This is a genomic window from Candidatus Poribacteria bacterium, from assembly GCA_026706025.1.
GTDB lineage: Bacteria > Poribacteria > WGA-4E > WGA-4E > WGA-3G > WGA-3G.
Genome location: JAPOZO010000059.1, coordinates 24,964 through 38,028 on the forward strand (window position 1 = coordinate 24,964; position 13,065 = coordinate 38,028).

At 48.0% G+C, this 13,065-nt stretch carries 12 protein-coding genes; 9 read left to right on the top strand and 3 right to left on the bottom strand.

Annotated elements, in window-relative coordinates; translation table 11 throughout:
• Positions 1 to 7 precede the first annotated feature (7 nt).
• Both OXH00_13820 and OXH00_13825 read left to right on the top strand, forming a co-directional pair.
• Positions 8 to 1,021 (top strand): HD domain-containing protein, encoded by a 1,014-nt coding sequence (locus OXH00_13820; protein ID MCY3742088.1) that lies wholly within the window; start codon positions 8 to 10, stop codon positions 1,019 to 1,021.
• Between the two features lie 26 nt (positions 1,022 to 1,047).
• Positions 1,048 to 1,911 (top strand): phytanoyl-CoA dioxygenase family protein, encoded by an 864-nt coding sequence (locus tag OXH00_13825; protein ID MCY3742089.1) that lies wholly within the window; start codon positions 1,048 to 1,050, stop codon positions 1,909 to 1,911.
• 206 nt (positions 1,912 to 2,117) lie between these two features.
• Here the strand turns inward: OXH00_13825 and OXH00_13830 are convergent, their stop codons facing one another.
• Entirely contained in the window at positions 2,118 to 3,170 is a 1,053-nt protein-coding gene (locus tag OXH00_13830; GenBank protein MCY3742090.1) for a Gfo/Idh/MocA family oxidoreductase, read from the bottom strand.
• Positions 3,171 to 3,523: 353 nt separating this feature from the next.
• Here OXH00_13830 and murA point away from each other — a divergent pair, with 353 nt between their 5' ends.
• Genes murA through OXH00_13845 form a run of 3 tightly spaced genes read left to right on the top strand, consistent with a single transcriptional unit; the run spans position 3,524 to position 6,870 of the window.
• Entirely contained in the window at positions 3,524 to 4,789 is a 1,266-nt protein-coding gene (gene murA / locus OXH00_13835; GenBank protein ID MCY3742091.1) for a UDP-N-acetylglucosamine 1-carboxyvinyltransferase, read from the top strand.
• A 51-nt stretch (positions 4,790 to 4,840) separates the two neighbouring features.
• A complete protein-coding gene (gene hisD / locus OXH00_13840) occupies positions 4,841 to 6,139 on the top strand; it encodes a histidinol dehydrogenase (protein MCY3742092.1) in 1,299 nt (432 codons plus the stop codon).
• Between the two features lie 20 nt (positions 6,140 to 6,159).
• Positions 6,160 to 6,870 (top strand): DUF1028 domain-containing protein, encoded by a 711-nt coding sequence (locus tag OXH00_13845; protein MCY3742093.1) that lies wholly within the window; start codon positions 6,160 to 6,162, stop codon positions 6,868 to 6,870.
• A 57-nt stretch (positions 6,871 to 6,927) separates the two neighbouring features.
• Here the strand turns inward: OXH00_13845 and OXH00_13850 are convergent, their stop codons facing one another.
• Both OXH00_13850 and OXH00_13855 read right to left on the bottom strand, forming a co-directional pair.
• Complete coding sequence (locus OXH00_13850) at positions 6,928 to 7,362, bottom strand: hypothetical protein (protein MCY3742094.1); 435 nt, start codon at positions 7,360 to 7,362, stop codon at positions 6,928 to 6,930.
• A gap of 24 nt (positions 7,363 to 7,386) precedes the next feature.
• Positions 7,387 to 8,160, bottom strand: coding sequence for an SDR family oxidoreductase (locus OXH00_13855; protein MCY3742095.1), 774 nt, complete (start codon positions 8,158 to 8,160; stop codon positions 7,387 to 7,389).
• Positions 8,161 to 8,779: 619 nt separating this feature from the next.
• Here OXH00_13855 and OXH00_13860 point away from each other — a divergent pair.
• The 4 genes from OXH00_13860 to OXH00_13875 all read left to right on the top strand — a co-directional run bounded on the left by OXH00_13860 (position 8,780) and on the right by OXH00_13875 (position 13,037).
• Positions 8,780 to 10,306, top strand: a complete 1,527-nt coding sequence (locus OXH00_13860) for a PQQ-like beta-propeller repeat protein (protein MCY3742096.1) — start codon at positions 8,780 to 8,782, stop codon at positions 10,304 to 10,306.
• A gap of 85 nt (positions 10,307 to 10,391) precedes the next feature.
• Positions 10,392 to 11,327, top strand: a complete 936-nt coding sequence (locus tag OXH00_13865) for a class A beta-lactamase-related serine hydrolase (protein MCY3742097.1) — start codon at positions 10,392 to 10,394, stop codon at positions 11,325 to 11,327.
• 18 nt (positions 11,328 to 11,345) lie between these two features.
• Complete coding sequence (locus tag OXH00_13870) at positions 11,346 to 12,002, top strand: hypothetical protein (protein ID MCY3742098.1); 657 nt, start codon at positions 11,346 to 11,348, stop codon at positions 12,000 to 12,002.
• 12 nt (positions 12,003 to 12,014) lie between these two features.
• Positions 12,015 to 13,037, top strand: coding sequence for an MtaA/CmuA family methyltransferase (locus OXH00_13875; GenBank protein ID MCY3742099.1), 1,023 nt, complete (start codon positions 12,015 to 12,017; stop codon positions 13,035 to 13,037).
• The last annotated feature ends 28 nt before the right edge of the window (positions 13,038 to 13,065 follow it).

The following is a 13,065-nucleotide window of genomic DNA, read 5'->3' on the forward strand; positions in this document are numbered from 1 at the left end:
AGTTTTTATGAACTATAGCCAAGTCTTGAATGAATTGGAAACTTTAGTCAACGAAACCTTCACGCTTTGGGAACACAACCGTGTTGGTTTTCAATGGCGACACTATACATGGAACCACACGATGCGTGTGCGTGCGACGAGTATGGAACTCGGTAGACGGGAAGGCGGCGACGTGAAACTGCTTGAAGTTGCTGGCACGCTGCACGACATCACTAAACGATATGACGGTGATTTTAAGACCGACGATGAAGGAAAACGTGTCTTCACCCCTGATGGTTTTTGGTTAAACGAGCCGCTTACGCCTGCCGGTCAGAACATCGTTACGGAACTTTACAACAAGCATAACCTCCACGGTAAGGTCCATCACGAATCCGGGGCAGTTATTACTGAGAATATCTTAGCGATGTACGACTTTGAACCGGCTTTCGTGGAAGCTGCGACAGCTGTTGTTTTCGCACATCTCAAGCCTACGAACCTCACAGAGGAGAATTTTAAACTGCTCTACAACAGGATTGAAAACCAGATCCTCTATGATGCAGACACTATGGATCCGAACGTCGGCTATACCGGTTTTTTCCGAAACATTCACATTCACGCCTATTTCGCACTCCAACGCGGAAACTTCGATTTAGAGGATTATGTGCGGAACCTGCCGCGCTGGATTAACTCGAAGCAGGAATTCGTTGACAAACTTCTAACCGAATCCTCTCGTGAACTTGCCCAAGGGCGACAGGACAGGAATCAGCGGCTTTTCTTGCAAATGGTAGATGAATTAGAGGATATGGAGATCAATCGGAAATACGGGCTGCTCGGTATCATCGAATATTTCGTGAGTGAGAATGAGGACCCGCACTTCTTGAACCAACTTGACCACCTGACAAGCGAGTGGCTCCCACAAAGGAAACAGTGGTTGGCAGAAGAGGAAAAAGACGCATCAGCACGTGACCGCGCTCAATCGGCTATTGATCGCGTTGACGATTTTCTGACGTTAATGATCCGTGAAAGCAAAGGAGAAATTTAAGGCGTGGCTTGCCAGAAGGAGTTGCTATGAACAATCCAGCGACAAGTGAACGGACAGACATCATCCAGATTCCGTATCCATCCGATCTTTACCGTTTTGACACCGCTGCCGAAGGGATTTCTGGTGGATTTTCAGCCGTAACCGAGACAGATATTGAATACTTTCATCAATACGGTTATCTCGTCATCAACGATGCCTTCAGTCCTACGGAAGTTAAGGATGCCCTGGCGGGCATGGTTCATCTCATGGATGGAAACGATCCCGACTTCCGGGCAATTCAATTTGAACCGAAACTCGCCAAAGAGAAAGACGAGATGGAAGACCAAGAGCGCCGTGATGCTATCAGAAAAATCTTCCGTTTTGTGGACCACGAACCGCGCCTGAACGCGCTGGCAGCGCATTCAGGATTGCTTGGTGTCCTCGAACAGATTATGGGAGATACGCCCGAACTGTTTCAAGATATGGCACTCGTTAAACCGCCGCGCCACGGGTCGGAAAAGCCGTGGCATCAGGATTGTGCGTATTTTAACTTGCCGGAGGGAACAACGGTCGTCGGTGTATGGATCGCGTTAGATGAAGCAACACCGGAAAATGGATGCTTGCACATTATTCCGGGTTCAAATAACGAGGGGCCAATGATCCATTTCAAACGCCGCGATTGGCAGATCTGCGATACCGATGTCCCTGTTGGGCGTGATACGATGGTGCCGCTGAAGCCGGGTGGTTGTCTCTTCTGGCATGGATTGACGCATCACGGCAGCCCTGTTAATCAGTCTGAGCAGCGGCGGCGTGCGCTACAGTTCCATTACAAACCGGCAAGTGCTGGCGAAGTTACAACACAGGAACGTTTAGCGGTTTATGGCAGTGATGGGAAAGATGTAGATTGCTGAGTATTAGTTATCAGTTATCAGTTGTCAGTTAAAGAGCGATTCTGTAACAATTTACTGTTTCCTATGAGTAGTCCAAGTTTGGGTAGATTGTTACAGAGACACCTCTTAACTGACAACTGATGGCTATTGCGGCAGTTGCGAATTCTGCAAACGCTACATAGTGTTCTTATCCAAAAACCGATAGCCGAAGCGCAACACCTATTAGGCTACTTCTTTTCTTCTGGGAACGGGGCACGGATGTCATAACGTCCTTCAACAAACACAGGCAGCTTACCGCCTTCAACCAATAGGTCAAGCGGGTTCGGGCGCGTTGTTAAGGGGAAAGTTACGACGTCCTGAATGCGCAAAGATTCGTAAATCGCCATCAGGATTTCTATCGTGCAAAGCCCGTGTCTGCCAGCGTTGCGGTGTTCATCAACATCGCCTTCAATCCATGCTAACATTTCGTTAAATTGATTCGGTTCACTTTGTCGGGGTTCGATGGTCTGCCACCCAGCGGCTTTGCTGTTCAAGAGTTCAATTGTGCCATCGCCACCACGGCGCAGCTGTCCATCATCCCCATAAACTGCATCGCCTCGCAGTCCCGGTTCTGGCAAATCGCTTTCGTAGATACCGCGGATCCCGCCTTCAAAGCAGATTTCTGCCATACAGAGGTCTTCGGTCCTGACCCGGCGTTCCCAACGGTCGGTTTTCCGTGCTGCCTGACCAATGAGCCATAACGGATCTGGATCTCCAAGAATAAAACGCATTTCGTCAACTTCGTGCGTTCCACGGTTCAGCAATCCGTGTCCGTCGCGACGGAGCATGGCTTGTGGTTGGCCGATTGCGCCTTCTTGGATGAGTCGGCGTGCCTCGCAATTTTGTGGACTGAACCGGCGTTGGTGCCCGACAACCAATTTCACGTTGTGCTTCTCACAAGCATCCATCATGTCCTGGGCATCGCCGACGGAAGCCGCCATCGGTTTCTCGGTAATAACACCTAAGACTCCGCTTTCAGCAGCGGCGATTGTTGGTTCGGCGCGAACGCTCTGCCACGTGGTGATACTGACGATGTCCAAATTTTCTTTCTCGCACATTTCACCGAAATCGGTATAGTGGGTTGGAAGTCCGAATTCTTCAGCGAATTTCGCGGCGGATGCTTCGCTGATATCCGAAGCGGTGACCACCTCGGCACGACCGGTATTGGTCCAATTATTTGCATGGGAACGTCCCATACCACCACATCCAATAATTCCGACACGATATGTTTTGTCTGCCATCTGTTTTACCTTTTTATAGTTTTCAGTTATCGGTTATCAGTTTTCAGTTAAGAGGGAGCTTTGTTACAATTCACCGCTTCCTGGAGCCCACAAGTTTCGGCAGCTTGTTACATAAGCATTTCTTAACCGACGACTTCTGTCTTACAAGAATCATATACTATCAAAGATTGCCTGTCAATACAAGCAAATTCTGCGAAAGATAGATAACATGTGTCTATTTTGACACAATTTTTTAAACCAAAAAACCTTGTAACGTCTAAGTTTGTAACAGGTACCCAATTGGCATCGTTTATGCTATAGAGAAAATAAAAATCCACCTATCCCGCGATGAAGATCTCTGAAGGAGACGGAAAATGGAAAAATTAATAATCAAAGGCGGTACCAGACTCGAAGGGACAATCCCGGTCAGTGGTTGCAAAAACGCTGTGCTGCCGATTGCAGTTGCTGCTGCGATTCTCGGTGACGGTGTTAGTGTACTCCATAACGTGCCGAACTTAACAGATGTGGCAACCCTCCGCGCAGTATTGGAAGGGTTGGGTGCTACAATAAAATTTAAAAATTCATCACTCTATATTGAACCAATAAACCACTTGGAGTACGAAGCACCTTACGAACTCGTGCGAAAAATGCGGGCATCCATCTATGTGTTGGGTCCGCTTGTTGCCAAGCTTGGCAAAGCCAAAGTATCGTTTCCGGGCGGATGCGCAATCGGTCCGCGCCCGATTGACTTACACATTCGTGGCTTGGAGCATCTGGGTGCGGAAGTGAGGGTAGAAAAGGGGTATATATACGCGCAAGCAAAACGCTTAACCGGCACAGAGATGTATCTTACAGGTCAACACGGACCGAGTGTCGGTGCGACAGCCAACGTTCTGATGGCCGCGACGTTAGCACAAGGGAGGACTGTCATCCGTGGCGCAGCATGTGAACCCCATATCTCCGATCTCGCCTGTTTCCTCAAGGCAATGGGGGCAGATATTGAAGGTATCGGTACATCTGTTCTAACGATTCGTGGGGTCAAACAGCTCCGTGGGACTGAACACACCGTCATCTCTGACGACATTGAGGCGGGCACTTTTATTGTCGCAGGTGCGATTACGAGAGGCGATGTTTATGTTGAGGGGATTACTCAGCAGCAAATTCCGGCTATTTCAGAGACAATCGTTGAGGCAGGCGTTGAATTAGATTGGGATACTAACGGCGTGCGCGTCACAACCCCTCGCGAGATAAGGGGCATTGATGTTTCTACGGCTCCATTTCCGGGTTTTCCGACGGATATGCAAGCGCAAATCATGGGCATGCTCTGCCTGGCATCAGGCACCAGTATTATCAACGAAAATGTCCACACAGACCGGTTTATCCATGCAGCGGAGCTCAATCGGATGGGTGCGGATATCATGCTTGATGGTGGCAAAGCGATAATCAATGGTGTTCCGAACTTCAGTGGTGCGCCTGTCATGGCTTCCGATTTACGTGCTGGTGCGGTATTGGTTGCGGCAGGGATGGCAGCCTCAGGTGAAACCGTCGTCTCGCGGGTGTATCATATTGACCGTGGGTATGAGTCTATAGAGAAAAAACTGAATAACGTCGGTGCGAATATTAAGCGGGTTGACGCGTAAGATCGCGCGTATAAGCCCCGGCGTAAATAGAAAGGAACAGGTTATTTAGGGATGTTGCGAATCGTTCAGGTGCGTACGGCAGAGGCAGCCGATCTGCTCTCTAAGCTGAAGGCGCGGGGTAAACTCACAGACGAAAGTATCTTAAAAGTCGTCCGTCGGACTTTGAGTGATGTCCAAGCGGAAGGCGATAAGGCGGTTGTTAGATATGTCCGCAAACTTGATGCTCCCCGTATCTCAGTAAAAGAATTAAGTGTGTCGCGAGAAGAGATCGGGGAAGCCTATTTAGAGGTTCCGACTGAATTTATAGATGCGATTACACAAGCGAGAACAAATATTGAAAAGTTCCACGAGAAGCAGTTACGGACTTCATGGATGTCAACGGAAGCCAATGGTGTGCTGCTCGGGCATTTGATTCGTCCGTTAAGGCGTGTCGGTGTGTGCGTGCCAGCGATTAGCCAGCTTCTCGTCTCTTCGTTGCTGATGAATGTCATCCCTGCTACCGTTGCGGGTGTCGAAGAAATTGCTGTCTGTATTCCGCCGATGCGAAATCGGGACATCAACCCCTATATGCTGGTTACCGCCTCGGAATGTGGTATCCAAGAAATCTACAAATGTGGTGGTGCCCCAGCCGTCGCAGCGATGGCTTATGGTACCGATACCATTCCATCTGTTGATAAAATTGTCGGCCCTGGGAATCTCTATGTCCAATTTGCGAAGAAAGAGGTTTATGGACATGTGGATATAGATAAATTGGCAGGACCGAGCGAGATTCTTGTCATTGGTGATGGTACGGCTGATCCAGATTACGTCGCTGCAGACTTAATTTCCCAAGCAGAACATAGAGGCGATAGTGCCGCGATTCTCGTTACGCCATCCGTTGGGTTCGCCGAACAGGTCAAAGCAGCGATTGAGGTTCAAGGGGAATTGCTACCTCGGCGCGAGGAGCTGACCGAGGCTTTTGAAAACTACGGTGCAGCGTTTATTGTTGATGATATAGCAGAGGCGGTCGCTTTAGCAAATGAAATCGCGCCAGAACACCTTGAACTCCACGTCGAAAACCCGTTTGAATGGGTCGGAGACGTTGAAAATGCGGGGGCTATCCTGATAGGTCCCTATTCGCCAGAAGCCGTTGGTGATTATATTGCGGGCCCGAACCATGTCTTGCCAACAGGTACCGCTGCACGCTATGCCTCCCCGTTAAGCGTTGATGATTTCCTGAAGAAGACGAGTCTTATCTCATACACAAAATCGGCTTTAAAAGCAGTCACACCGGCGGTTGTTAAATTGGCGGAGGTAGAAGGACTTGAAGGACACGCTGCCGCCATGAAAATCCGATTCGAGGAAGATTAGGAATATAGGAAACATAGAAGATGCTTTTAATACCACTGAGTCTTTTGTTCCACCTTTCCGAACCCGATCTATCTAACGAAAAACCTGTTCTGTCTCCTGTTGCGACGTTTTCAATTGTCGGATATGATGCGGAAACGGGTGATCTTGGGATCGCCGTACAATCCAAATTTTTCGCTGTTGGCTCGGTTGTACCGTGGGCTGAAGCCGGTGTTGGCGCGATTGCGACCCAATCTTGGGCAAATACGACTTATGGACCTAACGGTTTGAAACTGCTCAAAAGTGGTCTTTCGGCGGAACAGAGTTTGGAACGTCTCATCGCAGATGACCCTGGACGTGCAACGCGGCAGGTAGGTATCGTTGATGCAGAAGGAAACGTTGCTAACTATACAGGCGATGAATGTAACGCATGGGCAGGTGCTGTTTCAAGTAAACATTACACAGCTCAAGGCAACATCCTCGCGGGTGAAGATGTTGTTAAGGCGATGGGTAAAGCCTTTGAGGAAACGGAAGGTGAACTCGCAGATAAATTAATGGCTGCACTCTTTGCTGGACAAGAAAAAGGTGGGGATACACGCGGTCAGCAGTCCGCGGCTATACTCGTCGTTCGAAAACAGAGCGGTTACGGCGGTTTCAATGACCGGTATATCGACCTACGCGTGGATGATTCCGAGAGACCGATTGAAGCACTTCAGCGGTTATTGGAGATTCACAAAAAATTGATGCCTCGATAAATGCTATTGCTCGCGACCGATTATACGGCATCAGGTTGTGCTGTTCGGCAAGTCAGATTATTCCGTTGTTGGTTCATCTAATACGAGCATCGGACGATTGAAACGGGAACGGATATGGTTCAGTGCTGATAGGACGGCAGGTGAACCTATGATTCGACGTTCTAATTTACGTTTGCCCGGAATATCGCTGATGACAAGACCGATCAATACCGTCAAAATGCCTTGCCCGGGTAAAGGTATCAGGATAAGCCCGACAATAATAAGAATAACAGCAAGTACATTTTTTAGGAAAATCAGAATAGGTTGTCTGATACGATTCGCCCGTCTTTTGGACATGAAATAGTCAAAGGGTAGGTAGGCGATGACCAGTGCACAAAGGAAGATACTCCCCACTAAACTTGCCCCCGAAATAATACCGACTACCAATCCATGCGCTTTAAGCCATCCAAAGACAGCCAGACAGAAAGCTTTGAAAATATCAACAAACGACAAGAAGATCCCCCCTCCTCTAAGAACTCATCGGCGCGAAACAGCTCCACCGTCAATCGTCATAATATCACCACTAATATAGGCGGCTTCATCGGAGGCGAGAAATAATACCGCTCCGATATAGTCCCATACTGTTGCCCCTCGTTCGAGAGGTGGTGCGTCCACAGCGGCAGATGGTAACTCAGGTAGTGTATCGTCTTCAGGAATATTTTGTGACGCGTTCATACCGGTCGGTGCTCCGCCACCCGGTGCTACAGCGTTTACCGTAATCCCGTATGGACGTAGTTCCAATGCAAGGCTCCGTGTAAGTCTATTCAGAGCGGCTTTGCTGACACAATAACTGAGCGTCCCAACGTGTGATTCCTCGGCATAGATAGAGGAATTGTTAATGATACGTCCGCGTATCTCCTGCTCTACCATTACTTTAGCGACCGCTTGTGCGCATAGCAGACACCCTTTCACATTAACCGCCATGACTCTGTCAAATTGCTCCGGCGTAAGTTCAAACAACTTCTGAGGACCGAGGATACCTGCATTATTGAATAGAATATCAATCCGTTTAAATGTATCCACAGCCATATCTACAGCCGATTGAACTTGCTCAGGCACCGTAACATCCAAATGAACAGCAATCGCTTTTCCGCCTTTGGCACGTACTTCTTCAGCAACAGCATCTGCGCTCCTACCACCGGCGACAACAACAGACGCTCCCTCACGAGCGAATGCCAAACACGCGGCTCTTCCGATACCTAACGGTCCACCGCCACCTGTTACAAATGCAACTCGGTTTTCAAAACGCATTCTGTCCTCTCTATCACGCGATTTTCTCTGTTCCTCTATATGTCACTATTTTATCATAACGCCCAATATTTTTCAAGGTTTCACATGATTTTTTTTAAAGGCTGTTGGCTGTCAGCGATCAGCCACCAGTAAACCATGAACCACACACAGCACTGATTTCCATACCTCGCTTATAGGGTTTATAGTAGATTCTGTAATTATTTATACACTCAGCACCGGTGGGGTTAGGAAACCGTGAAAAAACACCCAAGCAAAAACCCTACCGGTGATTGTAAAATGTGTATTTATTTTTAGAATTTACTATAAAACCTGATTGCTAACAACTGATGGCGAAACCCTTCTATGATTTATTAGATACATTTAGACGTGAAAATCTTCACTGAAACCTCCGATAAGTTTAGATGTAATTCAGATATCACCGTTATGGGATTCAAGAGTTAAAGCAACGTTTTCTACACAGAAACTTCATCAAACCATGCCTATTAGGTCTGAAGATTAGCGATTATACATTTTTAACTTGACAAACTCTTGTTAAAAACCTTACTATAGTTAATGAAGTAGCATAAAATGCTAAAATTTATGCTTTATTTTACATATAATAAAAAAAGGAATTTTCATAGTGGCGCAGACGCAAAAACCGATTCGCTGGTGGCCTCTCTTTGTTATCCTCTGTCTTGCCATTTTAGGCATCATAGCCATCTGGATAGTAGAAGCAGGTCATCGCCAAGACAAGGTCTTTTGGATAATCATGGTTATTATCCTTACAACCTTCTTGGGAGTCTTGTGGCTACTATGTTTTTCCCGCTTGCGTTGGCGGATTAAGTTAATTACCCTTGCCATAGTTGCCTTGTGTGTCTTTCTCAGCACCAGCCTATTCCAATTCAAAGGATTCAGCGGCGATCTTATCCCTATATTTGAATGGCGATGGCAGGAGAACCCCACAGTTTTTCGTCAGGATCCAGGCAGCACGCCCAATACCGAAAAGTCCGCGATGGACTACCCACAATACCTCGGGCAGCATCGGAACGGTGTCGTGTCGGGTATCCAGTTAAATCTTGATTGGGGTACGCATCCACCAAAACTTGTTTGGCGACACCCCGTTGGTGCAGGCTGGTCAGGCTTTGCAGTCGTTGGTGATTCAGCAATCACACAAGAACAGGAAGACGACTGGGAAAAAGTGGTCTGCTATGAATTATACACCGGCAGAATAAAATGGAGTCATCAAGACCGGGCGCGCTACAATACTCCGCCTGCAGGACTCGGACCACGAGCGACACCAACGATCTCAGAAAATCGAGTTTATACTGTCGGTTCAACAGGAATCCTTAACTGTCTGGACTTTGAAACAGGTGCCCAGCTCTGGACAACAAATATCTTTGAAGAGAACCAAGCGAAACCACCACCTTGGGGTGTCAGCATTTCGCCGCTCGTTTTCAATGAGCTTGTTATCGTGAGTGCCGGTGGTGCGGTCGCATACCACAAAGAGACAGGCGAAATCGCATGGACGGGTTACCGAACACAAAGCGGTTATAGTTCACCCTTCGTGACAAGGCTATTAGACACGGAACAGGTTGTGCTTTTCAACCAAGGTTTAATTACCGCCCATGAACCACTCACTGGCGAACTTTTGTGGAAACAGCCGTGGGTAGAAGCCTATGCAGAATGTGTTGCGCAGCCAGTCCCGATTTCTGATGACACACTTCTCGCCTCAACCGGTTATGGTGGCGGTGCTAAGCTTTATCAGCTCTCGCGTAACCCGACCGGTGAATTTGACGTTTCCATTATATGGGAAACGATAAATCTTAAAGCAAAATTCACCAATATCATCTACTACGATGGCTATCTGTACGGACTTGATGACGGTATCTTCGCTTGTATAAACCCAACCGACGGCACACGTCAATGGAAACGTGGTAGGTACGGGCACGGTCAGACATTGCTAATTTCGGATGTCCTGCTGGTAACAACCGAATCGGGTGACGTGGTCCTCATTGAACCTAACCCAGAACGCCATATTGAACACGCACGTTTTGCAGCATTAACAGGTAAGACATGGAACACGCCTGCACTTGCGGGTCGCTACCTTCTTGTACGGAATGACGGCGAGGCAGCATGCTACGAATTACCAATCATAAACACGAAATAATTTGCAACCCTGACATATTCTCGCATTCATAATATATTATCTCGATCCATTAAGGATGAAAAAGAGAAAGGAACAGGTCAGCAGCATGTTTAGACACATACGGAAGTTAGTAATACTTTTGATCTGTTGGAGCATCGCGCTATTGCTCCCGATATTTACCGAGGCATCGGGTACATACCGGAACATCCCGAGTAAATACCGAAGTACGATTGATTCGCCTTTGGAGGCTGACTTTGAACGTTATATCAAAAGCCGCCGTAGCCGAAAAATCTTGGCATCAACCGACCGGACTAGCTTCGTGGTCTACGATATATCAAAAAACAGAAAATTAGTGTCGATCAACGAAGATCGGCAGATGATGGCAGCCTCACTCATTAAGAATTTTGTGATGCTCGCCTATTTCCACGAAGTCAAATACGGGCGGAAAAAACATACGACTGTAAACAAACGTAATCTGACGAATATGATCCAGTGGAGTTCAAATTCGTCAACTAACTACTTCATTCGATTGCTCGGTGGGCCGGCGCGAGTAAATAAAATACTGCGCAGCAATTATCCGTACTTTAAGCAGACTCAGATTGTGGAATATATCCCGTATGGCGGACGGACTTATAGAAACATGACATCCGCCCGCGACCTAAGCACATTTTTCTTGCGGCTGTGGCAAGGGAAACTCCCCTTTCCTGAAAAAATGAAGTGGTACTTCAAGCTCAAAAATGGGGATTATATCTATAAACAGACCTATATCCCTACTTCAGTGGAAGTTTATAACAAAACTGGAACCGTCTACGGATTGGTAGGTGACGGTGGCGTATTGGTTCTTCGGGACCCGCAAGGTAGGGCAAGACCTTACATCTTCATCGGATTGATGGAGGACCGGACGAAGACAAACCGCAGAAATCGGTGGCAATCCTTTTATGATTGGAAGAACCGTCGCGCTTATATCTTACGTAGACTCTCTGAACAGGCTTATAAGTACATCTATGAAAAGCACTACGGCGGCCGATTAGTGCGCCGCTAACGGGGCAAAGGGACACTTATGCGACGCGTTGTTGATATCGGCAGACGTATTGAACTCATACCCATTGATCCACATTTCCACGACATCACTATAGGTCTCTATCGCCAGCAGACAGTTGACGCAACGACAGGTAAAGATTTCCCTGTTTTCTTAGTGCATACCTACAGTCAGATTTCAGGTGCTGCCGAGAGAATCGAAAGCGTGATAAAGGCGATGCAAACACTCGGTGGAATGCTGAGAACTCCTGACGGTTTGCTCTATTTCGCCTGTAATAGTGCCCACGAAGCCGCGTGTCGCCGCGTCTTTTTGGAAGCCTGTAAACTCACATCAGCCACCTTTGTTGAACCACGTCCACTCAACATACTCGATAAGAAATCGAAACTCACTATTATAGTGGATTCAAGCGGAAAAGGCATCTACCGGGTTACAGCAGAAAGCGAAGGGAGAGGTGCGGCTCGACGGGTCTCAGCGATTGCGGGTGGGTTGATGAAATTGGGTGAAATGGAAAGCATTGAAACGGATAATAAAGACACTGTCGCTTTTGCTTGTGCGCAGTCGCACGATGCCCTCATCGGACTCCTGCTGATGCGTGCCCCAAATGTTAGAGTCGTCTTGCGTGAAGAAGAAATGGAAGCTGGACGCGGTGTACTCGCCGCACCGAGCCAACAGACATAAAGGAAACCGAAGATGCAAAAGGCAATGACCGGTCGCGAACGTGTACTCGCCGCGCTTCGCAACGAACCGACCGACCGAACCCCTGTCTGTAATCCGACCTCCGTCGCAACCGTCGAACTTATGGATCTCGTGAGGGCCCCCTTCCCCGAAGCAAATCGAGAGCCGGAACTGATGGCACGTCTCGCCGCTACCGGATACACGGAACTCGGCTTTGACACTATCATGCCCGTCTTCACGATTATCCAAGAATCCAGTGCCCTCGGGTGTAAGATTCAGTGGGAACAGAAAGATAACTGGCCCACCGTTAGAATGCGGGAGCCGATTTGGGAAGATGTCGATGACATCGTTATTCCAGACGATTTTTTAACACATCCAGACACCCGATGTGTGCTGGAGGCGATTAAAATCTTAAAGAAAGAATACGGGGATGAAGTTGCCGTTATCGGAAAAACGATGGGCCCGTGGTCGCTCGGTTATCACTGTTTCGGCGTTGAACCTTTCCTATTGTTGTCGCTTGATGATCCAGGGAAAACGAAACTCGCACTTGATCGGATGAAGGAAGCCACGGTGCAATTCGGTGTTGCACAAATTGAGGCGGGTGCCGATGCGCTCACGCTTCCAGACCACGCCACAGGGGACCTGGTCAGCGGCGAATACTACCAACGCTATCTCCGTGATCTTCACATCGAATTCGTTGAGCGTATTCCAATCCCTCTAATATTGCACATCTGCGGACGCACGGTTGACAGAATGGAGTACATCGCACAAACCGGTATGGCAGCTTTCCATTATGATTCCAAAAACGAACCCCAAGAATCCATGGACATCGTGAAAGAACGGATTGCGCTTATCGGGAACATTAACAATCCTGAAACACTGTTTGCTAAAGAACCGGAAGACGTTAAAGCAGAAGTGATAAAAAACCTTGATGCTGGTGTCCCACTTATTGGACCGGAGTGTGCGATTCCACTTCAGACTACTATTGAAAACCTTCAGGCGATCCCGGAAGCGGTACAGGAATGGCATCGTTCATAAACAGGAATCCCTTCGGAAAAAACAAACC

Coding starts and splice junctions, on each gene's coding strand:
- OXH00_13820 (MCY3742088.1), top strand. CDS start 8: ATGAACTATAGCCAAGTCTTGAATGAATTGGAAACTTTAGTCAACGAA.
- OXH00_13825 (MCY3742089.1), top strand. CDS start 1,048: ATGAACAATCCAGCGACAAGTGAACGGACAGACATCATCCAGATTCCG.
- OXH00_13830 (MCY3742090.1), bottom strand. CDS start 3,170: ATGGCAGACAAAACATATCGTGTCGGAATTATTGGATGTGGTGGTATG.
- murA (MCY3742091.1), top strand. CDS start 3,524: ATGGAAAAATTAATAATCAAAGGCGGTACCAGACTCGAAGGGACAATC.
- hisD (MCY3742092.1), top strand. CDS start 4,841: ATGTTGCGAATCGTTCAGGTGCGTACGGCAGAGGCAGCCGATCTGCTC.
- OXH00_13845 (MCY3742093.1), top strand. CDS start 6,160: ATGCTTTTAATACCACTGAGTCTTTTGTTCCACCTTTCCGAACCCGAT.
- OXH00_13855 (MCY3742095.1), bottom strand. CDS start 8,160: ATGCGTTTTGAAAACCGAGTTGCATTTGTAACAGGTGGCGGTGGACCG.
- OXH00_13865 (MCY3742097.1), top strand. CDS start 10,392: ATGTTTAGACACATACGGAAGTTAGTAATACTTTTGATCTGTTGGAGC.
- OXH00_13870 (MCY3742098.1), top strand. CDS start 11,346: ATGCGACGCGTTGTTGATATCGGCAGACGTATTGAACTCATACCCATT.
- OXH00_13875 (MCY3742099.1), top strand. CDS start 12,015: ATGCAAAAGGCAATGACCGGTCGCGAACGTGTACTCGCCGCGCTTCGC.